At 68.9% G+C, this 22,681-nt stretch carries 20 protein-coding genes; 19 read left to right on the forward strand and 1 reads right to left on the reverse strand.

Annotated features, from left to right (window positions below; translation table 11 throughout):
• Positions 1 to 54 precede the first annotated feature (54 nt).
• The 11 genes from lhgO (at position 55) to LDO15_RS20025 (ending at position 14,385) form a co-directional block, all read left to right on the forward strand.
• The gene (gene lhgO / locus LDO15_RS19975; protein WP_223981593.1) at positions 55 to 1,269 is read left to right on the forward strand and encodes an L-2-hydroxyglutarate oxidase; all 1,215 of its coding nucleotides are present in this window, start codon (positions 55 to 57) and stop codon (positions 1,267 to 1,269) included.
• 149 nt (positions 1,270 to 1,418) lie between these two features.
• Complete coding sequence (locus LDO15_RS19980) at positions 1,419 to 2,324, forward strand: serine hydrolase (protein ID WP_223981596.1); 906 nt, start codon at positions 1,419 to 1,421, stop codon at positions 2,322 to 2,324.
• 265 nt (positions 2,325 to 2,589) lie between these two features.
• Positions 2,590 to 3,255, forward strand: a complete 666-nt coding sequence (locus tag LDO15_RS19985; RefSeq protein ID WP_223981599.1) for a response regulator transcription factor — start codon at positions 2,590 to 2,592, stop codon at positions 3,253 to 3,255.
• 93 nt (positions 3,256 to 3,348) lie between these two features.
• Positions 3,349 to 4,974: an ATP-binding protein gene (locus tag LDO15_RS19990; RefSeq protein ID WP_223981601.1), complete on the forward strand. Its 1,626-nt coding sequence runs from the start codon at positions 3,349 to 3,351 to the stop codon at positions 4,972 to 4,974.
• Between the two features lie 319 nt (positions 4,975 to 5,293).
• Positions 5,294 to 6,490 carry a glycosyltransferase gene (locus tag LDO15_RS19995; RefSeq protein ID WP_223981603.1) on the forward strand — a complete coding sequence of 399 codons (1,197 nt, stop codon included), beginning with the start codon at positions 5,294 to 5,296 and terminating at the stop codon, positions 6,488 to 6,490.
• A complete protein-coding gene (locus LDO15_RS20000; protein ID WP_223981605.1) occupies positions 6,477 to 7,697 on the forward strand; it encodes a glycosyltransferase in 1,221 nt (406 codons plus the stop codon). The genes LDO15_RS19995 and LDO15_RS20000 overlap by 14 nt, the downstream gene beginning before the upstream one ends.
• Entirely contained in the window at positions 7,694 to 8,869 is a 1,176-nt protein-coding gene (locus LDO15_RS20005) for a glycosyltransferase family 4 protein (protein ID WP_223981607.1), read from the forward strand. The genes LDO15_RS20000 and LDO15_RS20005 overlap by 4 nt, the downstream gene beginning before the upstream one ends.
• The gene (locus LDO15_RS20010) at positions 8,866 to 10,767 is read left to right on the forward strand and encodes an ABC transporter ATP-binding protein (RefSeq protein WP_223981609.1); all 1,902 of its coding nucleotides are present in this window, start codon (positions 8,866 to 8,868) and stop codon (positions 10,765 to 10,767) included. Before LDO15_RS20005 ends, LDO15_RS20010 begins: the two co-directional genes overlap by 4 nt.
• A gap of 30 nt (positions 10,768 to 10,797) precedes the next feature.
• Positions 10,798 to 12,102 carry an aminoglycoside phosphotransferase family protein gene (locus tag LDO15_RS20015; RefSeq protein WP_223981611.1) on the forward strand — a complete coding sequence of 435 codons (1,305 nt, stop codon included), beginning with the start codon at positions 10,798 to 10,800 and terminating at the stop codon, positions 12,100 to 12,102.
• A complete protein-coding gene (locus LDO15_RS20020; protein WP_223981614.1) occupies positions 12,099 to 13,289 on the forward strand; it encodes a phosphotransferase in 1,191 nt (396 codons plus the stop codon). Before LDO15_RS20015 ends, LDO15_RS20020 begins: the two co-directional genes overlap by 4 nt.
• Entirely contained in the window at positions 13,273 to 14,385 is a 1,113-nt protein-coding gene (locus tag LDO15_RS20025) for a phosphotransferase (protein WP_223981616.1), read from the forward strand. The genes LDO15_RS20020 and LDO15_RS20025 overlap by 17 nt, the downstream gene beginning before the upstream one ends.
• Before the next feature lie 47 nt (positions 14,386 to 14,432).
• Here LDO15_RS20025 and LDO15_RS20030 read toward each other — a convergent pair whose 3' ends face one another.
• On the reverse strand, positions 14,433 to 14,600 hold the full coding sequence (locus LDO15_RS20030; RefSeq protein ID WP_223981619.1) for a hypothetical protein: 168 nt from the start codon (positions 14,598 to 14,600) through the stop codon (positions 14,433 to 14,435).
• A 449-nt stretch (positions 14,601 to 15,049) separates the two neighbouring features.
• On the opposite strand from LDO15_RS20030, the gene LDO15_RS20035 reads away from it, so the two are divergent.
• From LDO15_RS20035 to LDO15_RS20070, 8 genes are all read left to right on the forward strand, one after another.
• Complete coding sequence (locus LDO15_RS20035) at positions 15,050 to 15,559, forward strand: hypothetical protein (RefSeq protein ID WP_223981622.1); 510 nt, start codon at positions 15,050 to 15,052, stop codon at positions 15,557 to 15,559.
• Positions 15,560 to 15,792: 233 nt separating this feature from the next.
• Complete coding sequence (uraD, locus tag LDO15_RS20040; protein WP_223981625.1) at positions 15,793 to 16,290, forward strand: 2-oxo-4-hydroxy-4-carboxy-5-ureidoimidazoline decarboxylase; 498 nt, start codon at positions 15,793 to 15,795, stop codon at positions 16,288 to 16,290.
• Positions 16,287 to 16,628 (forward strand): hydroxyisourate hydrolase, encoded by a 342-nt coding sequence (uraH, locus tag LDO15_RS20045; protein WP_223981628.1) that lies wholly within the window; start codon positions 16,287 to 16,289, stop codon positions 16,626 to 16,628. The genes uraD and uraH overlap by 4 nt, the downstream gene beginning before the upstream one ends.
• Before the next feature lie 654 nt (positions 16,629 to 17,282).
• Entirely contained in the window at positions 17,283 to 18,638 is a 1,356-nt protein-coding gene (locus LDO15_RS20050; protein WP_223981631.1) for an MFS transporter, read from the forward strand.
• A gap of 66 nt (positions 18,639 to 18,704) precedes the next feature.
• On the forward strand, positions 18,705 to 19,388 hold the full coding sequence (locus LDO15_RS20055; protein WP_223981634.1) for a GntR family transcriptional regulator: 684 nt from the start codon (positions 18,705 to 18,707) through the stop codon (positions 19,386 to 19,388).
• A complete protein-coding gene (locus tag LDO15_RS20060) occupies positions 19,385 to 20,257 on the forward strand; it encodes an aspartate/glutamate racemase family protein (RefSeq protein WP_223981637.1) in 873 nt (290 codons plus the stop codon). The genes LDO15_RS20055 and LDO15_RS20060 overlap by 4 nt, the downstream gene beginning before the upstream one ends.
• Before the next feature lie 24 nt (positions 20,258 to 20,281).
• The gene (locus LDO15_RS20065; RefSeq protein ID WP_223981640.1) at positions 20,282 to 21,748 is read left to right on the forward strand and encodes an amidohydrolase family protein; all 1,467 of its coding nucleotides are present in this window, start codon (positions 20,282 to 20,284) and stop codon (positions 21,746 to 21,748) included.
• Between the two features lie 8 nt (positions 21,749 to 21,756).
• The gene (locus LDO15_RS20070) at positions 21,757 to 22,488 is read left to right on the forward strand and encodes an aspartate/glutamate racemase family protein (protein WP_223981643.1); all 732 of its coding nucleotides are present in this window, start codon (positions 21,757 to 21,759) and stop codon (positions 22,486 to 22,488) included.
• Positions 22,489 to 22,681: the final 193 nt, after the last annotated feature.

Raw genomic sequence — 22,681 nt, forward strand, 5'->3', positions numbered from 1 at the left:
GTTGTTCAATTGCCGGTTGTTGGTTTACAGGTTCAGGCGGGGAAGGCGGCGCGCATGGCGGCTCGGATCGGAATCATTGGCGGCGGGATCGTGGGCATGGCGATTGCCCGCGCCCTGGTCCGGACCGGGGACTTCGACGTCACGGTCCTGGAAAAAGAGCACCGGGTGGCCGCGCACCAGACCGGGCACAACTCCGGGGTGGTCCATGCCGGCCTGTATTACCAGCCCGGCTCACTCAAAGCCGTCCTGTGCGCCCGCGGCCGGACCCTCACCCGGGACTTTTGCCGCGACAAGGGCCTGCCGTACCGCGAGCTCGGGAAGCTGGTAGTCGCGGTGACCGAGGCGGAGCTGCCGCGGCTGGCCGAAATCGAGCGCCGCGCCCGGGAGAACCGCGTCCCGGGCATGAAACGGCTCACCCGGGCGGAACTGCGCGAGATCGAGCCGCACGCCGCGGGCGTCGCGGCCGTCCACTCGCCGCACACTGCCGTCGTGGACTACGCCGCCATCACCGAGGCCATGGCGCAGGACGTGCGGCTGGGCGGCGGGTCCGTGCTCCTGGGCCAGGAGGTGGTGGCCGTCAGCAACGCCGGCGGCGCGGTGCACGTCTCCACACCGGCCGCCACGCATACGTTCGACCGGCTGGTGGTGTGTGCGGGTCTGCAGTCAGACGTGGTGGCCGGGATGGTCGGGGCCAGCCCGTCCCCGGCGATCCTGCCGTTCCGCGGCGAATACTGGGTGATGGCCGCCGCCCGGAGCCACCTGGTCCGCGGCATGATCTACCCGGTGCCGGACCCGCGCTTCCCCTTCCTGGGCGTGCACTTCACCCGCGGCGTGTACGACGACGTCCATGTCGGCCCCAACGCGGTGCCGGCCCTGGCACGGGAGGGCTACTCGTGGGCCCGGGTGTCCCTGCCGGACACGCTGGCCTCGCTGAGGTGGCCCGGCGCGCCGGCCCTGGCCCGGCAGCACTGGCGGATGGGAGCCCGGGAGATCTCGGCGTCGCTGTTCAAGCCGCTGTATTTCGGGCAGGCCCGGCAGTTCCTGCCCGAACTGCAGCCGGGCGACCTCGCCAGGAAAGCCGGCGCCGGGGTCCGTGCCCAGGCGTGGTCTGCCGACGGCTCCCTGCTGGATGATTTCGCCGTGGACCGGCTCGGCGCCGTCACTCTGCTGCGCAATGCACCCTCCCCCGCGGCGACGTCCGCCCTGGCGATCGCCGACCACGTCCTGGAGCACTACCTGCAGATCGCGCCGCACCGGCTGCCGACGTAGGAATTTGGACAGACTTCGGCCGTGCCCCGCGCGCTTCGTGGACTTCGCCTCCGGCCCCGCCTAACGTCAGAAAGACCACCGTTATTCATCGAAACGATGCGGTTCAGCACGGTGCTGAGCACCCCGTTGAGTCCGGAAGGTCCACGCTCATGACGAATCCGGGCAGCCGGCCGGCCGCTCCCGTCCACCGCAGGAACTTGCTTCTGGTCTGGGCCGCCGCCGCGCTGGTACTGGCCGCCGCCGTCGTCCTAGGCGCCATCCGCACCGTGCCGTCACCGCAGGGTGAATTCCTTACCGTCGCCCACCGGCCGGAGGAGCACCAGTCCGCCGCGGACCAAACCGCGCCGACGGCGGCGCCGCGCCCCGCCGTCGACCTCTCCGCCGAGATCCAGCGGATCATCGGCGAGCACCCCGAGCACCGGATCGGCGTCGCCGTGGTGGACACCGGCGACGGCCGGCTGCAGAGCTACGGCGACGTGGCACCTTACACGGCGGCGAGCACCGCCAAGGTCCTGACCGCCGCCGCCTACTACCATCTCGTGGAAACGGGCGACAAGTCCCTCGACGCTCCCCTGGGCGCGTTCACCGCCGCGTTCCAGCTCAAGGCCATGATCAACACCAGCAGCGATGACTCGTGGCTCCTGCTGATGCAGGACATCGGCTACCCCCGCCTGACCGCCTACGCCGCCAGCCTGGGCATCACCTACGATCCCCAACAGAACCTCCTGGCCCCGGCCGACATGGCGCGGCTCCTCAACCAGCTCGCCACGGGCAAGCTCCTGGACGCCGGGCACACCGCCGAACTGCTCGGCTACATGCAAAAGACCAATGACGAGGACCTCATCCCGGCGGCCACCGCCCCCGGCATCACGGTTCACCACAAGTACGGCGTGGTCCAGGGCTATGTCCACGACGCCGCGCTGCTCAGTGCCGGCGACCGCTCCTATGCGGTGGTCATCTACACGTGGGGGCCGGACGACGCCGACAGCGCGGACCGGCTCGACCTCATCCACGACCTGACGCACCAGCTCACCGGTGCCCTGTTTGGGCAGTAGCAGGACGCAGGCTGTTAACAGCCTGAAAATCAACCGCTAAAGGGTGGCGCCCGCACCACGACAGGGGCAGGATGAAAGGAGCGGGATAGTCCGCAGCTGCCCGATGGAACCCCGGAATGTTCGGCGGTCCTCTGGAGGAGCACCAGATGTCCATTCCTTCTGAATCACCGACCTGCCGTCCCGCCGAAGCAGGGACTTCCGGTTCCGCCCGCGCTCTGCAGCCCAAAGGAACCTCCCGGAACCGCGCTTTTTCCAGGGAGCCACCGTGATCCGGATCCTCATCGCAGAAGACGAAGAACGCATTTCCCGCTTCATCGAAAAAGGCCTGCGCGCCGCCGGCTACGCCCCCACGGTGGTAAGCGACGGCGTCACGGCCGTGGACTACGCGGCCAGCGGCGAATTCGACCTCCTGCTCCTGGACATCGGTCTCCCCCGTTTGGACGGCTTCGCCGTACTGGCCGCCCTGCGCCACGGACAGGTGGGAATACCGGTCATCTTCCTCACAGCCCGAGGCTCGTCCGCCGACACCGTTGCAGCGCTGGAAGGCGGCGCCGACGACTACATCGTCAAGCCGTTCCACTTCGAGGAACTCGTGGCCCGCATCAGGGCCCGGACACGCCGGGGGGACACCGGCGATCCGCTCGCGGGAAGCATCCTGCGCTACGGACCCCTGGAGCTGAACCTGCACACCCGCACGGTCAGCGTGGACGGCCGGATGGTGGAGCTCTCCGCCCGCGAATTCGCCTTGGTGGAAATGTTCCTGCTGCACCCCGGGCAGGTCCTGACCCGGCAACAACTGCTGAGCCACGTGTGGGGCTACGACTTCGACAGCACGTCCAACGTGGTGGACGTCTACGTGCGGCAGTTGCGGATGAAGATCGGCGCCAACCGCATTCTCACCACGCGCGGCGCCGGCTACCGCCTTGGCTAGGCGCGGCTTACAGGCGCGGCTTGGAGGCACAACTTGTAGGCGCGGAGGCAAGCTTCAAAAAACAGAACGGACTGTCACCGGAAGGGGAACAAGGTGACCGACTCTGATGAACTCCCCGGCGGGAACCGCCCGCCCGGGCCGGCCCAGCCTGGGCAGGGCCCTGCCCCGCAGGGCGCGCCGTGGCAGGGCCCTACCCCGCAGGGCGCGTCCGGGCAGCCCCCGGCCGCACCGGCCGCACCGGCCGACGGGACCGTGGACCCCTCCGGCTGGGGCGCGAAGATCCACTCGGTGCGTTTCCGGGTGGTGGCCGCCATGCTGGGCATGATGCTCGCCGGGCTTTTCACCGCGGGGCTGGTCACGTTCGTGGTCCAGTTCCAGGAGTCCGATGCCCGGATTGACCAGGCGATCCTGGACAAGGCCAAATCCGTGGTCAAGATGGTGCAGACCAACAAGAAAACCTCCGGGGACTACGCCAACAGGAGCTACATCAGCGCACTCCACGAGGCCGCCGAGGACATCGAGCCCCGCAGCAACGAGGTAATGGCGGGAATCGTGGACGGGCGGGTGGCGTGGACCGTTGAGGGCAACCCGGACAGAGACCTCCTGAACGACAGCATGCTCTCCGACGCCGCCGGGCTCAGGAATGAGGTAGGCGCGTCCTTCGGCGAGCTGAACTCGGACGGCCGCCCGCTCAGGACTGTCGTGCTGCCGATGAAAGGCGCCGACGGGACCTTCTTCCTGGTCGGCCGGGACGCGGGCGATCAGCGCGAGCACAACCTCAGCTCCGTCCAGACGTATTCGCTGGTCGCCCTCAGCATGCTCCTGGCTGCCGCGGTGATCGGCGGCGTCGTCGCCGGGCGCCTGCTCTATCCGCTCCGCATGCTGCGCGAGGCTTCCAACGCGGTCAGCCCGGAGGACCTCACGCAGCGGGTGGAGGTGCGCAAGGGCGAGGACGACGTCACTCTGCTGGCCAAGACTTTCAACACCATGCTCGAACGGCTGGATGAGGGCGCCCAGCAGCAGCAGCAGTTCCTGGACGACGCCGGCCACGAGCTGCGAACGCCGCTGACCATCCTCCGTGGCCACCTCGAGCTCGAGACGGTCGATGACCCGGAGGATGTCATTGCCACGCGGGACGTGCTGCTGGACGAGGTGGACCGGATGCAGCGCCTCGTGGACGACCTCCTGCTGCTCGCAAACTCCGGCCACCCCGACTTCATCCGGCGTGAACCCGTCCCGATCCCGGACCTTCTGGATCAGGTCATGGAGAAGGTGCACGTCCTGGCCGACCGGCACTGGCAGATCGATGAAAAAGCCGACTACGTAGTGGACGCGGATCCGCAGCGCCTCACCCAGGCCCTGGTCCAGCTCGCCGCGAACGCCGTCAAGTACACCGGGCGGTCCTCCACCATTGCGCTCGGCTCCCGGATCGAGGGCCCGACGGCGGCCGACGGAACGCCGCTGCCGGCGTCGGACACCCTCCTGCTGTGGGTGCGGGACGACGGCGTTGGCATCGCTGCCGAGGACCAGCAACGGATCTTCGAACGGTTCGGCCGGGCGCACACAGGCCGCGGCGAGGAAGGCTCGGGGCTGGGCCTCGCAATCGTCGCGGCCATCGCCCAGGCTCACGGCGGCCTGGCCACCGTGGAATCCGAATACGGCCACGGGGCCACTTTCCTGATCCGGATCCCGCTGCAGTCCGCCAGCGTCCGCGTCTGAGCCGGTCTGTTCCGAAGCGGTCCGAGCGATCCGGATACCCCTGATTTGGCGCGCCCGGCGCGTCTGACCGGGTTCGGTTCCGGCCCGGCTGGCCGGGCGGTCCTTGGATGAGAAATCCTTAATCTTCCTCTCATCCCGTCCTCACTCTTCGGGCGCAGGCTGATGTCTATCATCAGAGCGCGCTGGCACGGGATCCAGTTGCAACCGCGACTGGATCCGGAACGCCGGGGCCGGGGGAGGTTTTGCCGTGGAGCCAATGCGGATAGTGCTGTATTCCCATGATTCAGTGGGCCTGGGACATGTACGCCGGAACCTTGCCTTGGCCCATGCACTGACCAATCAGCTTCCCGGGCTGACCGGCCGCCCCGTCACCGGAATCCTTATCACCGGCACGGCCCTGGCCCCGGCGTTCCGGCTCCCCGAGGGATGGGACTGGGTTCTGCTGCCCGGTATTGGGAAGGGCTCCGAGGGCTACCTGCCCCGCAACCTGGCGCTGCCCATGCACGAGCTGGTGCCGCTGCGGGCCAGGCTGCTGCAGGCAACGCTGGCCGGGTTCCGCCCCCATCTGGTGATCGTGGACCGCCATGCGACGGGCGTCCACGGCGAGCTCGAAACGGCCTTGCGGCGCGCACAGGCTGCCGGGTCCGTGCGGGTGGTGCTCGGTCTCCGCGAGGTCCTGGACTCCCCCGCCACGGCCGCCACCGAATGGGCCCGGGTTGGCGGGCCCCGCGTGGTCAAGGCGCTGTTCGACGCCATCTGGGTCTACGGTGATCCCGCCGTCTATGACCCCGTGGCCGCCGGCGAGATACCGTTCGCCCTCCGCAAGCTCATCCGCTACACCGGCTACCTCGCCGAGGGACGCCCCCCGGCATCCGGAACCAGCTGCATGCCCGGGCGGTATTGCCTGACGACGGTCGGCGGCGGTTCGGACGGCTATGCCCTGGCCAGGGTGGCCGTCGCCGCGGCGGTCCCGGACGGGCTGGGACATCTGGTGGTGGCCGGGCCGCAGATGCCCGCCGAGCAACTCGCCGACCTCCGTCAGCGGGCCCGCCCCGGCGTCAAAGTGGTGTCCGCGGTGGAGGACATCGTATTCCACATCCGGCACGCCGGCGCCGTCGTCTCGATGGGCGGCTACAACACGGTGTGCGAGATCATGAGCACGGCCGTCCCCGCGCTGATCGTGCCCCGCATACAGTCGCGGGCCGAGCAGCGGACCCGGGCCGCGTCCCTGGCCGCGGCCGGATACCTGGAGCAGCACGAGATCGGCACCCTGACGCCGGAGTTCCTCGCCGGCTGGCTGGCCTCCCGGCTCGGCACCACTGTGGACCGCCGTCGCGCCGTCCTGGACGGCCTGATCCGCGTCCCGCAACTGGCAGCCGAGCTGCTGCAGCCCCTGATTGCCGCCGATCAGGTTACCGCCGATCAGTTCGGTGCCGGTCAGATGAGTGCCGCTCAGATCAGTGCCGCTGGCCGGCGGGCGGCACGCGCGAACGGAGCCAGCCGTGTCGCCGTCTGAACCGGGGACCGCTTACGTCCTCAAAATGTATCCGCGCTTCTCCGAAACGTTCATCGTCTCGGAGATCCTGGCCCGCGAAGCGGCGGGTGACCGGCTCGAGATCTTCTCCCTCCGGCCCACTGACGACCCCCGGTTCCACCCCGAGCTCGCCCGCGTCCAGGCGCCGGTGACCTACATTGACCGCCCCATCAAAACTATTGCCCTGTGGGAGAGCCTCCGGATGGCCGAGGCGGCCGGGCTCACGGCCGCCATCGGCCGGAATTTCGCCGAACTCGCCGCCGCCAGGGCCGACGACGCCGTGCAGGCCATCAACCTGGCTACGGCCCTGCAGGACCGCAACATCCGGCACATGCACGTCCATTTCGCCTCGGGCGCCACCACCGTGGCCCGGCTGGCGTCCTTCATTACCGGCATCCCGTTCTCGTTCACCGCCCACGCGGTGGACATCTTCCACGAATCGGTCAGCGACGACGATCTGCGGCTCAAGCTCGAACAGGCCCACCACGCCGTGACCATCAGCCGGTACAACATGCGCTACCTGCGCCGCCGCTTCCCGGCGTCGACGTCCCGGCTCCATCTCGTGCGCAACGGCCTGGAACTTGAGCGATTCCCGTACCGGGAGCCGCGCCCGCTCGGCAGCACCCTGCGCGTCGCCGCCGTCGGGCGCCTGGTGGAGAAGAAGGGCTTCCAGTATCTGCTGCCCGCCGCCGCCGAACTGCTGGAGCAGGGAGTCAGGCTGGACCTCCGGATCGCCGGGACCGGGATCATGGCCGAGGAGCTGGAGGCCAGCATCGATCAGCTCCGGCTCGGCGAGCATGTCCGCCTCCTCGGCCCGCAGACCCAGGACCAGGTCCACGAGCTACTCCACTCGGCCGATATTTTCGTGGCGCCCTGCGTGGTCGGCGCCGACGGCAACGCCGACGGCATGCCCACGGTCCTGCTCGAGGCCATGGCCACCGGCGTGCCCTGCGTCAGCACGTCAGTCACCGGGATCCCCGAAGTGGTCCGGAACGGCTCCACCGGGGTCCTGGTCCGCCCCGGCAACCATCACGCCCTGGCCCGTGGCATCCGCACGCTCGGCCTTCCCGCCACGGACAGGCTGGCCGTTTCCCGCAATGCCCGCGCCCTGGTGGAGGAGGACTTCGACGTCCGCCGCCAGGTCGAACTCCTGAGGTCCCTCTCCCGTTCGGAAAGGCAGGTCGCATGACACGCGTGGCCTACCTCTGCGCCGACCCCGGCGTGCCCGTCTTCGGCACCAAGGGTTCCTCGGTCCATGTCCAGGAAATCGTCCGGGCATGGCGCGGCGCCGGTGCCGCCGTCACCGTCTACTGCACCCGGCTCGGCACCGAGCGGCCCCGCGACCTGGCCGACCTCGACGTCGTCGAAGTCAAGCCGGAATCCGTCCCCGGCCCCGCGCGGGAACGGGCCATCCAGGACGCCGCGCTGGGCCTGGTGGACGAGGTCCTGCGCCACGGCTGCGGACTTTTTTACGAGCGCTATTCACTGTTCAGCCCGGCCCTGTCCGTGGTGGCCCGCGTCCTGGACGTGCCGTCGGTGCTGGAGGTCAATGCGCCGCTCATCGAGGAGCAGCAGCGGTACCGTGAGCTGCTGGATGTGAAGAAGGCCGAGACGGTGTTCCGCCGCAATGCGGCTACGGCCGACGTCGTGGCCTGCGTCTCGGAGCCCGTGGTGCGCTGGGTGCATGCGCGGGTGCCGACGGCGCGGACGGTGCTGGCGCCGAACGGCGTGAACGTCGACCGGATCACGCCCCGCCGCTCCGGCCGCCGGAAACCGGACCATCTCACGGTGGCGTTTGTTGGAACCCTGAAGCCCTGGCACGGTGTCCCTTGCCTGCTGCACGCTGTGGCCCTGGCCAACCAGCAGACCCTCGACCCGGCCCTCCGCTGGCAGCTCCTCGTGGTCGGTGACGGCCCCGGCAGGGCGGACCTCGAACGCCTCGCCGCGTCCCTCGGCGTGCCGGCGGAGTTCACCGGCGCCGTAGCACCGGCTGCCGTGTCCGGCCTCCTGGCCGACTGCGACGCCGCCGCCGCACCTTATCCCCCGGACGCGCCCGGCGAGGACGATTACTTCTCGCCGCTGAAGGTCTTCGAATACATGGCGGCCGCACTGCCGGTGATCGCGAGCGCCGTCGGGCAGATCCCCTACATCATCCAGCATGGGCGCACCGGCATCCTGGTCCCGCCCGGGGAACCGGCCGCACTCGCGGAAGCCCTCCTCCGGCTTGGCGAAGATCCGGAGCTGCGGGGCCGGCTGGGGCGCGAGGCCCGCAGCGACGCGGTGCTGAGATTCAGCTGGAGCGGGGTACTGTCCCGCATCACCGCGGCACTGCCGCCTGCGCGCAGACTGGCCGTGCAATGACCACCGCGTCCAGGCATTCGCACGCCCGCAGCTGGCATGCCCTTGGCTGGCGGAAGCTGTGGCGAAGGCCCCCCGCCCAGGCACCGGCTGAACCCACACCGCTGCGGCGGACCCTGCGGTGCGTGCGCCCGCATCTGCGCGGGCACAGGCTGCTCATCACCTGGGGATTCATTGCCATGGCCGTGGAAATCCTCTTCCGGCTCCTTGAACCGTGGCCGGTAAAGATCGTCCTCGACTCCGTCTCGCACTCCCTCGGCGCCAATCTGCGCAAGTCCCCGCTCAGCGTAGAGGCAAGCGCCGAGGTGCTGCTCCTCTGCGCCGGCGCGGTGATTGTCATCAGCCTCATCCGGGCCGTGGCCAGCTACCTCTCCGCGATTTCGTTTGCCCTTGTGGGTACCCGGATCTCCTCCGAATTGCGCGCCCGAACCTTCCGCCACCTCCAGGGCCTGTCCATGCGCCACCACAGCCGAGCCTCCACCGGCGACACAGTCCAGCGGCTCGTCGGGGACGTATCCCGGCTGCAGGAAGTGGCGGTCACGGCGGGGCTCCCGCTCATCGGCAACATCGTGTCGCTGGTCGCAATGATCATCATTATGCTCTGGCTCGATCCTTTGATCGCCCTGGTGACATTCCTGTCCATCGGGATATTCATCCTGCTGTCCCGCAAGAGCTCTGGATCGATTACCACCGCGGCCCGCAAGTCGCGCAAAGGCGAAAGCGCCCTGGCCACCACCGCCGCCCAGACGCTCGTAGCAATGCGCGAAGTCCAGGCGTACGGGCTCGAAGACACCATCAGCTCGGGCTTCCGCAAGAGCAATCAGGCAGCCCTTGGCTCCGGGGTGGCCACACTGCGGCTGTCCGCCAGCCTGCAACGGAAGACCGACGTCCTGACAGGAATCGCGACGGCGGTTGTCCTGGCTGCCGGTGGATGGAGGGTGATGCAGCATGCGATGACCCCTGGGGACCTGATCGTTTTCCTGTTCTACCTGAAAACCGGGCTGAGGCCGCTCAAGGATGTGGCCCGGTACACGAGCCGCATCGCCCGCGCCACGGCCTCCGGGGAACGGGTGGCGGACCTGCTGGAGACCCAGAGCGACGTGCCCGAGGCACCCCACGCCGTCGCCCTCAAGAGCTCCCACCCGGACATCGTGTTCGACCATGTCTGGGCCGGCCACTTCGACGGAACCGCGGTGCTCAAGGGGATCACCCTGACCATACCGGCAGGTCAGCACTGCGCCGTACTGGGGCCCTCCGGGGCCGGGAAGTCCACGCTCGCCAGCATGATCCTCCGGATGGTGGACCCCTGGGAGGGCAGTGTCAGCCTCGGAGGCGAGGACCTGCGGACCCTGACGATCGCCTCCGTGCGCGCCCATGTCTCAATCCTGCTCCAGGACTCCGTGTTGTTCGGAACGTCCGTCCGGGAGAACATCAGGTTCGGCCGCCTCGATGCCACCGACGAGGAGATCGAAGCCGTGGCGGCCCTTGCCCAGGCCGACGGTTTCATCCGCGCACTGCCCCAGGGCTACGAAACGGTCCTCGGTGAGGCGGCCAACGATCTTTCCGGGGGCCAGCGCCAACGGTTGGCCGTCGCCCGCGCCATGCTCCGCAAAGCGCCCATCGTGATCCTGGACGAGGCGACGGCCGGGCTTGATCCGGCATCCCGGGATTCGGTCCTCGGCGCCCTGGACACGCTCACCGAGGGCCGGACTGCCATCACGATTACCCACGACGTCAACTCAGCCCAGTCGTGCGACCGGGTGATCTGGCTCGAAGACGGCGAAATCCTTGAAGACGGGCCGCCGCAGTCATTGCTGGCCGAACCGGACTCCCGCTATGCCGGCTGGGTCCAGCGGCAGCAGACCGGCGAACCGGGCGAACTGGTCAAGGTGCCGTCATGAGAAGGGTGCCGTCATGAGAAGGGTGCCGTCATGAGCACCGCCCTGCAGGGAGTATGGCTGCGGGCGCAGCGGCGCGAAGCTGACCGCGCCCTGGCGGCCCGGGACGCCCGGATCCCGGGCCTGAACTGGGTCCTGGACGACGATCTGCTCTCCGGGCTTCTGGGCGAAAGTGTCCGGATCACCAGGACCCGCTACAAACCGCACACCTCCGCCGTCGTCGCCTTCCGCCGGGGCGGCAACTGGACCATCGACGGGGCCGGCAGCTATGGCTGGGCATCCACCACGGCGCCGGAGCACGTCGGGAAACTGCAGCGACGGGCGGACAGTTCGCGGGAGCACGGCGGCGGCGTCCGGCTTGTCCGGCCCGATGACCGGCACGCCGACGTCGTCGTGGCCGTCGGCCCCCTCGACGAGGACTGGCCGCTGCGCCCCAACCTTCGGTGGCTCCGGGACCACGGGCTCGCACGGCTCGGAGCACTCCCCGAGGCGGGGCGCTTCCTGGACCCGCCGGTCAGCGTGCTGCGATACAACCCGGAGCGCAGGCTTGTTGCCAGGGTCCCCTCGGCGACACTGCCCGTCGTCGTCAAGACCGCCGTCCAAGCTGACGAGGCCGCCGCGGGCCTCCGCCTGCGGCGGCGCCTGGAGAGCCATGGCATCCCGGTCCTGCCGGAACTGGCCGACCCGGAATGCGCCGCGCACGGCATCAGCGCCTCGCCGTACTGGGGCCATGGAGACCTGAGCGGCGGCGACAACGATCCGGCCACCTACCGCGCAGGCCAGGCCCTGGCCGCGATCCACGGCATGGGCCCGGAAACCTCCACGGATCCGACGGCGGACGTGGCGGACCTGATACGCCAGCTCGCCGCCACGCGGTCCATGATCACCTGCCTGTTTCCGGCGCTCGAGGCTCCGGCAGTCCGGCTCACCGGCCGGCTCTTGGAAATTCTCGGCGCCGTGGGCCCACACGCGCCGCAGCAGGTGCTGGTCCATGGTGACTTCTCGGCGGACCAGATACTGGTTGACGGTCAGGCCGTCCGCATCATCGACTTCGACCGCGTCAGGACCTCCGACCCGGCGAGGGACCTGGGGTCCTTTGCCGCGGTGGAGGACATCGCGGACCCCGCCGGTGCCGGTCCCGCGGCCGGTGGCCGCAAGACAGCCCAGCTGCTCGAGGGTTACCACGCGGCCGGCGGGCACCTTTCGCAGACCAGGGTGGATGCGTGGGCGGCCTTCCGGTTGTTCCTGAACAGTGTCGACCCGTTCCGGAACCGGGCCAGCGACTGGCCGGCCGCCACGGACTGGCATATCCGCCGGGCCTTGGAGTTGATCGCATGAACTGGCACTCGCCGGTCCCGCCGTCCGCCGTCGACTCTTCCGGGCAAACCTGGCAGATCCACCGGGCGTGGCCTGACAAAGCGGTCGGCGACTACCTGTTGGAGGTTGTGGCCCCGGGGCGGGCCGGAGTCCGGGGAGCGGTGTTGCGTGCCGGCGTGTTCGAACTGTTGCCCGAGGATGATCCGGCGCTTCCGTCGCTGCGGGGGGAGGCCCGGCACGGGGAACTCGTGTCCTACCGGCCGCACATGCGCGCCGTCATCCGGGCCGGGGCCAGCTACATCAAGGTCTTCCTGCCCGGCGGTGCCATTGTGCCCGCCGAACGCTGCGCGCAAACCGAAGCGATCCTGGACCCCGGGACCTTCACCGCGCCCAGGGTGTTGCGGAACTCTCCGGACGTTATCGTCTTCAGCGCCGTGGCCGGCCGGACGCTCGGGGATTTGGGCGACGACCAAGCGGGCCTCGGCGATGAAACGGCCGACCGGCTGTGGGAAAGATGGCAGCTCGCCTGGGCCGCCCAGGTGGGCAGCTCCGCCGGTCACGCAGCCCTGGCCGCCCTGCCCGTCCATTCGCCGGAGGTGGAGGTCGCGGACCTGCGGCGGTGGGTGAAGCGGTGGCTGCGACACCACAACGACCTCCCCGAAGCCGCAGCCCACGGCGCCGCCCTGGGTGCCCGGGCCGACGAGGTGACCCGGAACCTGCTCCGGACTGCACCGGATCCACCGGTCTGGGCGCACGGCGACCTCCATGACAAGCAAATCCTCGCCGCCGGCGGCTCCTCGCCGCTGGGCCTGCTGGATTTCGACGACACCGCCCAGGCCGAGGCGGCCCTGGACCTGGCCAACCTGGACGTTCATCTGGAACTGCATGCCCGCCAGCACCGCACGTCGCGCGGGCGGTACGCGGCGGCCCACTCCCGGATCCTGGCCGCCGCGGAGGAGCTGGACGTCACTCCGGACCGGTTCCATGCCTATTCCGACGGCGCCTGGCTGCGGCTGGCCTGTTCCCCGCTGCCGAAGCGCTCGGCAATGGCCCTCGCCGTGCTCGACGAACGTGCCGCGCTCTCTTCGTTCGTGTCCGGCTACGAGTCGGGCTTCGCGTCCGGCCTCGTGTCCGGCTACGAGTCGGGCTTCGGGTCGGGCTTCGCGTCCGGCCTCGCCAGCCCGGCTGTGGATGCCTGGGCCCGCTGACATGGGCTGGCACCCGCCCGTCCCGGCCGCCATCCTGGACGAGGACAACACCGAATGGCAGGTCGTTCGGTCCTGGCCGGACGACGCCGCGGAGGACTATGTCCTGGAGTTGTGGGCCCCCGGCCGGGCAGGGGTCCGGGCGGCGCATCTGAGGGCGGGGCAGTTGGAGCTCCTGCGGGACGGCCGCGACCGGCGGCTTCCGGCCCTGAAACATGCATCGCCGCTGGGCGAGGTGGTGGTGCACCGGGCCCACAAGCGGGCCGTGGTCAAGGCCGGCGAGCACTACCTCAAGATCTTCCGGGTCCGGCAGTCCGACGAGGCGGTGGGCAGGCACGCCCGGATGAACGAACTCCTTGGCGCAGAGGACTTCCTCACCCCGGACATTGTTTCCAGCACGCCGGGCTGCCTCACGATCACGACGCTGCCGGGCCGGTCCCTATTCGAGCTCGGAAACGACCCCGCGGTCAGTGATGCGCTGTTCGAAGCAGCCTGGCACGAATGGTCGCGGGCCTGGGTGCGGCAGCATTCCCCGGCCAACACTGCGGCGCACCGCACGGCTCTCGAGGCGCTCCCGCCGCGGACGGCCGCCGTCGAACTGGAGAGCCTGCAGCGCACCGTGCACCTGTGGCTGGTGCACGCCCAAGACAGTCCGGCAGCGCGGCCCGGGCGCACCGCCGTACGTATGGCCGCGGAACAGGCCGCCCAAAAGCTGCTCCGGACCGATCCGGATCCGCTGGTGTGGTCCCACGGCGACCTCCACGACAAACAGATATTCTCCGCGGATTCCGGCGCTCCCCTGGGGCTGCTGGACTTCGACGAAGCCGGCCGGGCCGAGGCCGCCGCCGACCTCGCAAACCTCGCTGTGCATCTTGAGCTGCGTCTGCGCCAACACCGCCTAACCGCCGAACGGTACCAAACCGCCCGCGGCCACGTCATCGCCACTGCCGCAGAACTGCGGGTCTCCCCTGCGCGCTTCGACGCCTACGCCGCCGCGACCCGCCTGCGGCTCGGCTGTCTGTATTCCTTCCGGCCCCAGTGGGCGGCCCTGGCGGAGGACTTCCTCAGCCTGCACAACCAGCGGACGCAGGCTGCCTGACGGCGGGGGCTGGCTGGACGATCGCGGGCAGGCTGCAGCCGAACAGCTCAGCGGGCGAACAGCTTGGCGAAGAAACCGGTTTTGGTGCTGGTTTCGCCCTCGTGGCCGCGGCAGCGGTCGGCGCTGGGGACGCCCCGCATGACCTGGTCAACGTGCTGGCCGCAACCGGCCCAGGTGGTCTTTCCGCACTTCTTACAGGCAACTGCACGGCACATCCGGGATCTCCCTTTTCAGTGGTACTGGTCAGCACAGCATACCCCCAGGGGTATGTTGTACTGAAATTCACCCGCCGCTGCCCCGCCGCGGACCCCCAGCCGCCCGCCGTCGGGCCCCCTCCGCCCGGCCATTGGCGGCCCGAAGGGAGGCGCAAAACGGGGCTGGATCGGAGGCCGGGGCAGGCGGACGATAGTAGTACCGGATTCCGCAACCACTTCGGACGGAATCCGGCGCCGAGCCGCCCGTCTAGCACGGGCGGGCTAAAACGGGGCGCCACCGGCGCCACAACGGCAAGCGCAGGACGCAACCACCAGGACGGACCGAGCGCCGCGGGGCCAAGCTGCGGCGCCGAACACCTGCAGCGAAGACGCCCTGCAGCGAAACCGTGGCCCGCTGGTCGCCCGCACATAACGATGATCAATTTCCCCTTGCAGGAGCACTACCAACCATGTCCATCACTTCAGCCAGCAACAACCGGCGACTCCATCAGGCCAAGGTCGCCCTGATCCCGGCCGTCGCGCTCGGGCTTCTCGGGGGGCCTGTTGCCCTTGCGGCCCCTGCCGGCGCCTCGACGTCGGATCACGGCTGCACGGTCGATCCACTGAAGCCCACAACGCGTGACAGCTGGGACGCCAAGCGCGACTCCAGCCGCGTGGACTTCCGTATCCGGGTGGCATGCAGCGGCGGCAAGACCGTGCAGATCCGCCAGCTCCGAATCGAAGACGAGAGCGGACGCCGTCACAACACCATCCTGGGATTTTCCACATTCTGGGAGTCGTTCGATCACCGCGGCAACTCGGTGACGCTGCACAGCCCCGACAACGTGCCGAACCTTGACCGCCACCACGGCGAGAAGGTCTTCCAATTCGTCTCCTTCCGCGTCCGGAGCGGCCACAGTGACCACTGGTCCGACTGGACGAACTGGGAAAAGAGCGACGTCGCAACCGTTCACGGCTGAGCCTCACCGTCTCGCTGCGATTTTGGACGGGCGCTCCCCGGATCCGGGGAGCGCCCGTCCGATTTCGCAGCGCTGGTCGGCATGTGTCGCGGATGCCGGCCGCCCGGTTGACACCCGCCACACGGTACGGTTCAATCTCTTGCATATGCTGAAATAACAGTTCCACGATACGAATATCTTGTCCGTATAGCCCTACACCGTGGATGCCAGCATTGACACAAAGGATCTGGCACATGCTGTTGGAAGACTTTAACGCGGCCGCCCCGGCGGACGCTGCGGCCGCCCTGCGCCCCTGCCTGGACATTGAGCGGTGGATTGCCGAGATCGTTGAGGCCCGGCCTTTCGGCAGCACCGGGAGCCTGATCGACGCCGCCGGCCGCGCAGCGGATCCCTTCACGGGCGAGGAAGTGGACGCCGCCCTGGCCCACCATCCCCGCATCGGTGAACGGGCTGCCGGAAACAGCGCGGAGGCCCGGCTCTCCCAGTCCGAGCAAGCGGGCCTGGGCGTTCCGGACCCGGCGGTCGCGGCAGCCATCGCCAAGGGCAACCGGAGCTATGAAGAGAAGTTCGGCCAGGTGTTCCTGATCCGCGCAGCCGGCCGCAGCCGGGAGGAGATCCTGGCCGCCCTCAACACCAGACTCTCCCACACTCCCGAAGAGGAGCAAGCAATCATCGGCCAGCAGCTGCGCGAAATCGCGCTGCTCCGACTCGAAGGACTGATCGGCGCATGAGCACCTCCCACATCACCACCCACGTCCTGGACACCGGCTCCGGCAAGCCTGCCGCGGGCGTCGCCGTCGCCCTGCACGTGCTCGACGGCGATCGGTGGGTCGAGATCGCGGCCGGCGCCACCGACGACGACGGACGCGTCAAGTCCCTTGGCCCCGACAGGCTGCCCTCCGGCACATACCGGCTGGGCTTCGACACCGGATCCTATTACGCCACCTCCGGGACCGAGACCTTCTTCCCCGAAGTCACGCTGACCTTCGCCGTGTCCGAAGCCCAGGCCCACTACCACGTCCCGCTCCTGCTGAGCCCCTTCGCCTACTCCACCTACCGCGGCAGCTAAAGCAACGCGGGGTCAGATACGGCCGGTGCCGGACCGCTTAATGGGCCGTATCTGACCCCGCGTTGCTTGCGGCACCCCCGTTACGGCTGCCCGCCCCGCCGCCCGTCCCGGCTTCACGCCGGGAACAGGATTCCCTGTCGGGTAGCGGGGCGAAGCCATGCCCTGCGCGGGTGGTGCGAAGCCATGCCCTGGGCGCGGCCCATGCTCGTGCCCGAAAAAGCAACGCGGGGTCACCTACGGCCGGTACCGGACCGTTTCATGGGCCGTATCTGACCCCGCGTTGTTTGTCGCGCCCGGCGGTGACTGTCCGGCCGCGAAGAAACCGCCCCAGTCACAATCGACATTTTCCGGCGAAGCGGCCCGGGCGCCTAAAAAACCTTGACAGTGGCCCCCGTCACTTCTATTCTCAATTTTGGGATCCCAAATTGGGATCCCAAATATAGCAAGCTTGCCGGGCCCCGGCTCCCCTGGACCCACCCCTGATGTCGGCACCGACATCAGCCTCCATATCAGGCCGGATCCGAACCTCGATGACAGCCCCGATACGAGCCCAGGGCAGCCCCGCACAGGACGCCCCACACCCCGGCCTCCTGGCCCGCGAACAAATAGAACCTCCCACCTGCCGGCAATTTTCCTCTCTGTGAAGGAGAAGTTGTGTCTCTTCGAAATACCGAACCCCCCGTACAGGAAACCGAAGTACCGAGCACCGACACCGCAACCACCAAGGACGGCGTGCAACGACGCACCAACGTCCGCTGGAAACTCTTCCTCCTCCTGCTGGTCCTCGTGTCCGTGAACTACATCGACCGGGGCTCAATCTCGGTCGCCCTGCCCATCATCCAGAAGGAATTCAACATGCCCCCGGAGCTCGTGGGCCTCCTGCTCTCGGCCTTCTTCTGGACCTACGCCCTGATGCAGATCCCCGTCGGCTGGCTGATCGACAAGTTCGGCCCCCGCAAGGTGATGACGGCGTCGTGCGTCGGCTGGGGCGCCGCCACGGCCGCCTCCGGCCTTGCCGGCGGGTTCCTCAGCATGTTCATCGCCCGCCTGGGCATCGGCGTCACCGAGGCCGGCGTCATGCCGGCCGGCGGAAAACTGAACGCCATCTGGATGCACAAGTCCGAACGCGGCCGCGGCGCCACGATCCTTGACGCCGGCGCGCCCCTCGGCGCCGGCCTGGGCGGCATTCTCATCGCCGGCCTGATCGCATCGACGGGCAGCTGGCGCAGCTCCTTCATCATCGCCGGCGCCGCGACCGTCCTCATGGGCCTGGCCGTCTGGTGGTATGTCCGGGACAACCCGCGCCAGCACCGCGGAGTCAACGACGCCGAGGCCGAGTACATTGAGGCCTCTCACGCCGCCGAGGACGCCGAAGCCGAGCTCGACGGCAGCAAGGGCAAGCGGGCCCTGCTCCCCTACCTGAAGTTCCGGTCCTTCTGGGCCATGTGCTTCGGCTGGCTGGGCTTCAACGGCGTCTTCTACGGCCTGCTCACCTGGGGCCCGCTCTACCTGTCCCAGGCCAAGGGCTTTGACCTGAAGACCATCGGCTGGTCCACGTTCGTGATCTTCGGCGCCGGGTTCGTCGGCGAAATCCTCGGCGGCACCATCGCCGACAAGTGGCGCGCCGCGGGCGCCTCGGCCAACCGGGTGATGCGCACCCTCCTGGGCACCTCCAGCGTCGTCGTGGTCGGCGGCCTTGTCGGCGTCACCGTCGTGGCAGACCCGACGACGGCGGTAATCCTCCTCTCCGTCGTCATGTTCTTCCTCCGCTGGGTGGGCCTCTTCTGGAGCATCCCCTCGATCCTGGGCGGCCGGACCAACGCAGGCGTCCTGGGCGGCGCGATGAACTTCAGCGGCAACATCTCCGGCTTCGTGACCCCGATCGCCGTCGGCCTGATCGTCGGCGCCACAGGCTCGTACACCTGGGCGCTGCTGTACTTCGTAGGATCCGCGCTCATCATGGGCGTCTCCGTCCTGACCCTGAACTACAACAAGCGGCTACCTGTCTAAGCTAGCCACGCACCTGTTCCTGACGCCGGGAACGCAATGCCGGACAAGAACCGAAAGTGGAGAAACATGCATACCGCAGAAGAGACCCAGGACAAGGACCGCCCCCTCCGGGAGGCTGTCCGGGACACACTCCGCACCAGGATCTTTGAAGGGCACTACGTTCCCGGCACCAGGCTGGTGGAACGCGACCTCGCCGCCGAATTCAACGTGTCCCGGCTCCCGGTCCGCGAAGCCCTGCGCATGCTCCGCCAGGAAGGGCTCATCAGCGACCGCGGCGCCCGCGGCGCCGAAGTCAGCACACTGAGCGCCAAGGACGTCGAGGACCTGTTCGACGTGCGGCAGTCCCTGGAGGTGCTGGCCTGCCGGCTGGCCGCCGCCCGCGCCACCCCCGCAGACCTCAACGGCCTCAAGGGCCTGCTGGACGAGGCAGACCGCTGCCTGGCCAGGGGCGCCATCATGGAGGCCCACCGCGCCAACAGCGAATTCCACGATGCCATCACCCGGATCGCGGACAACGGCTTCCTCAGGTCCGCGCTCGAACCGCTCCAGGGCCGCATGCACTGGCTCTTCCGTCACGTCAGCGACCTGCCCGAGCTCATCGAGGAACACCGCGCCCTCTACGCTGCGATCGCCAGCGGCGACCCCGACCGGGCCGCCGCCCAGTCGGCGTCGCACATCGACAAATACCGGGAACAGTTTCCGGAGGATTTCCGCCGGACGGAACCCGACCTTCATCGGAAGAACTTATGAAACTCCTTGTCATCAACCCCAATATCAGCGACGACGTCACCGCCCTGATCGAAGCGGAAGCCCTCCGCTCCGCCTCCCCCGGAACCGAACTCGTGGTCCGGACCGCCGGGTACGGCGTGGAATACATCGAAACCCGCTTTGAGTCCCTGATCGCCGCGGGAGCCGTCGCCGAAATCATCGCGGAGTACACACGGGACGGCCCCGGAGCCGGCGACAGCGTCGACGGCGTCGTGGTGGCCGCATTCGGGGATCCCGGCATGCCGGCGCTGAAGGAACTCACCGACGTCCCCGTTGTCGGGATCACCGAGGCGGCACTCTGCGCCGCCGCCCTGCAGGGGCACCGTTTCTCCATCATCGCCATCTCCGACCGGATCCGGCCCTGGTACCAGGACTGCGTGGAGCGCTTCGGGCTCGGCGGCCGGCTGGCGTCGATCCGCTCCATCAACGAGGCCCTCAACGGCATCGCCTCCGTGCAGCAGGACTTCAAGGCGACCCTGCTGGCGCTCAGCCGCCAGGCCGTCACCGAGGACGGCGCCGACGTCGTCATTCTCGCCGGAGCGCCGCTCGCCGGGCTGGCCCGCGAACTCCGCGGGGCCATCGGCGTCCCCGTGGTGGACGGCATCTCCGCCGGCATCCGGATGGCGGAAGCCGTCGTCGGCCTCGATTCCGGCCCGCACCGCGCCGGCGCCTTCGCACCTCCCCCGGCCAAGGCCCGCCGCGGCCTCTCCGCGAATCTGGACGCGGCCCTCACCACCGCGCAAAACCCGGCCCCGCAAAACGCCGCCCCGCAAGAGCCCGCCCCGCAGAACGCCCGCACCGCCGTCGACGGCGGCGCCCGGCAGCCGGCTCCGGCCGCGCCGGCCAACTAGCCACTTCAACCTAGGAGGACACCGATGTCCGACACCCCAGAATCCGACATGCCAGAACTCGTCATTGCCCACGGCACCGTGGTCAACAGCTCCGGCCGCCAGCGGGCCCACGTTGTGGTCCGGGAGGGCCGCATCGACCGCCTTGTGGACGCCGCCGAGCCCGCCCCCGCGGCCACCCGCGTCATCGACGCCGCCGGCCGGCTCGTCATTCCCGGCGGCGTCGACGGGCACTGCCACGTTGCCCAGATCACCGGGAGGTTCCGCACGCTCGATGACTACCGGACGACGTCGACGGCCGCCTTGTGGGGCGGCACCACCACGATCATCGATTTCGGCATCCCCCGCGACGCCCGGGAAACCCCGCTGGACGCCGTGCTGTCCAAGAAGGCGCTGGCCCGCGAGTCCCGGTGCGACGTCGCGCTGCACGGCTCCGTGGTCAGCTGGGACGAGACCGTGCCGTGGCAGCTGGAGCAGCTCGCTGCCGAGGGCGTCCGGTCCGTCAAGATGTACACCACCAACCGGGGCACCACCATGGCGGACGGGGACACCATCCTGAAGGTCATGCGCGAAATGGTCCGCCTGGACGGCCTGACCTATATCCACGCCGAGCACGACCCCATCATTGCCGACTGCACCGGCCAGCACGCGGACGACGGCCGGATCGGCATCGAGCACCTGCACCGCACCCGTCCCGAACTGGCCGAGGAGATCTCGGTCAAGGAAACCCTGGCCATGGCCGAATACACCGGCGCTCCGGTCTACTTTGTGCACCAGTCGACGCCGGGGGCCGTGGACCTGGTCACCGAGGCCCGCAGCCACGGCCAGGACGCCTTCTCCGAGACCTGCCCCCACTACCTCACCCTCGACGACACCGTCTACGGCTCGGTGGTGCCCGAGTGGTACGCCTGCTGCCCGCCCATGCGCAGCCCGCAGACCGTCGCCGCGCTCCGGGAAAGGCTCGCCGACGGCGCCATCCACACGGTCGCCTCCGACCACTCCTGCTACGACCTGACACAGAAGCGGGAGCGCACGGACGACATCCGCGAAATGCCGCACGGACTCCCGGGGGTCGAAACCCGGATGCCCGTCACCTTCACGGCCATGATGGACGCGGCCCGCGGCGGCGGGGCCCGGGTGGAAGACTTCGTCGAAGTCTTCGCGGCCGGACCAGCCCGGATCAACGCGCTGCCGCGCAAGGGAACCATCGCGCCCGGTTTCGACGCCGACCTCGTCGTCTTCGATCCGGCCGAGGAACGCAGCGTCGACGGCGCGGCCCTGCACATGGGCACCGATTTCTCCCCGTTCGACGGCCGGACGCTCACGGGCTGGCCCGCCGTCGTCGTCTCTGCCGGACGCGTGGTGCTGGACGGCGACGGCTTCCACGATCCCGGGCCCGTGGGGCGCTTCGTGCCGCGCAGCGGCTTCCGCGAGCATCAGGCCGCCACCGCTTCCGTCCCCACACCGGCCGCCGTCTACCCCGCTGCCCGCTAGGAGTACCCATGCCTTCCGCAACCCGCGCCACCCGCATCGGCATGATCGTGCCGTCCTCCAACACGTGTCTCGAACCGCAGAGCTACCGGATCCTGGGCGGCCGCGATGACGTCACCATCCACTTCGCCCGGATCCCGGTCACCCGGATTGCCCTGGACAAGTCCTCGGACCAGCAGTTCGATGCCGCCGTCATGCGCTCGGCCGCCGAACTCCTCGCCACCGCCGACGTCGACGTCATTGCCTGGAACGGCACCTCCGGTTCCTGGCTCGGCGCCGATCATGACCGCCGGCTCGTCGAGGAAATCACGAACGCCACGGGCATCCCGGCCACCACCTCCACGCTGGCGTACATGGAGGCGTTCGGGAGCTTCGGCACCGAACGCATCGGGCTCTTCACCCCGTACACCGGGGACGTCAACGAGCAGATCATCGCGTCCTACGAACAGGACGGCATCAAGACCGTGGACCACCGGTTCCTGGGCCTGAGCGACAACGAGTCGTTCGCCCGGGTGGCCGATGACGAGATGCGCCCGGGGTCGCTGCAGCTGGCGGAGTCCCGGCCGGATGCCATCATCTACCTCTGCACCAACCTCTACGGCGCCAACATCGCCGCGGACATCGAGACCGCGACCGGCATCCCCGTGCTGGACTCGGTGGCCGTCACGCTGTGGCACTGCCTCAGGATGGCGGGCGCACCGCTGCTGGACCCGCGATGGGGCCGGCTTCTCACCTCCCCCTGAAACTCACCTCACCGTAAATGCAACGCGGGGTCAGTCACAGCCGGTGCCGGGCCGTCTAATGGGCCGGATCTGACCCCGCGTTGCTGGTGGCGTTGCAGGTGGCGGCCGATTGTGACTGCCCGGCCGTCTTGACGCGCGGATTGCCGCCTAGATAATCTCGAAGTGCAATAAAGTTTTCTCACAGAATGAAAAC

Origin of the sequence: Arthrobacter sp. NicSoilB8, from assembly GCF_019977355.1 — a bacterium.
Classification (GTDB): Bacteria; Actinomycetota; Actinomycetes; order Actinomycetales; family Micrococcaceae; genus Arthrobacter.

Coding starts and splice junctions, on each gene's coding strand:
- lhgO (WP_223981593.1), top strand. CDS start 55: ATGGCGGCTCGGATCGGAATCATTGGCGGCGGGATCGTGGGCATGGCG.
- LDO15_RS19980 (WP_223981596.1), top strand. CDS start 1,419: ATGACGAATCCGGGCAGCCGGCCGGCCGCTCCCGTCCACCGCAGGAAC.
- LDO15_RS20005 (WP_223981607.1), top strand. CDS start 7,694: ATGACACGCGTGGCCTACCTCTGCGCCGACCCCGGCGTGCCCGTCTTC.
- LDO15_RS20010 (WP_223981609.1), top strand. CDS start 8,866: ATGACCACCGCGTCCAGGCATTCGCACGCCCGCAGCTGGCATGCCCTT.
- LDO15_RS20015 (WP_223981611.1), top strand. CDS start 10,798: ATGAGCACCGCCCTGCAGGGAGTATGGCTGCGGGCGCAGCGGCGCGAA.
- LDO15_RS20020 (WP_223981614.1), top strand. CDS start 12,099: ATGAACTGGCACTCGCCGGTCCCGCCGTCCGCCGTCGACTCTTCCGGG.
- LDO15_RS20025 (WP_223981616.1), top strand. CDS start 13,273: ATGCCTGGGCCCGCTGACATGGGCTGGCACCCGCCCGTCCCGGCCGCC.
- LDO15_RS20030 (WP_223981619.1), bottom strand. CDS start 14,600: ATGTGCCGTGCAGTTGCCTGTAAGAAGTGCGGAAAGACCACCTGGGCC.
- LDO15_RS20035 (WP_223981622.1), top strand. CDS start 15,050: ATGTCCATCACTTCAGCCAGCAACAACCGGCGACTCCATCAGGCCAAG.
- uraD (WP_223981625.1), top strand. CDS start 15,793: ATGCTGTTGGAAGACTTTAACGCGGCCGCCCCGGCGGACGCTGCGGCC.
- uraH (WP_223981628.1), top strand. CDS start 16,287: ATGAGCACCTCCCACATCACCACCCACGTCCTGGACACCGGCTCCGGC.
- LDO15_RS20055 (WP_223981634.1), top strand. CDS start 18,705: ATGCATACCGCAGAAGAGACCCAGGACAAGGACCGCCCCCTCCGGGAG.
- LDO15_RS20060 (WP_223981637.1), top strand. CDS start 19,385: ATGAAACTCCTTGTCATCAACCCCAATATCAGCGACGACGTCACCGCC.
- LDO15_RS20065 (WP_223981640.1), top strand. CDS start 20,282: ATGTCCGACACCCCAGAATCCGACATGCCAGAACTCGTCATTGCCCAC.
- LDO15_RS20070 (WP_223981643.1), top strand. CDS start 21,757: ATGCCTTCCGCAACCCGCGCCACCCGCATCGGCATGATCGTGCCGTCC.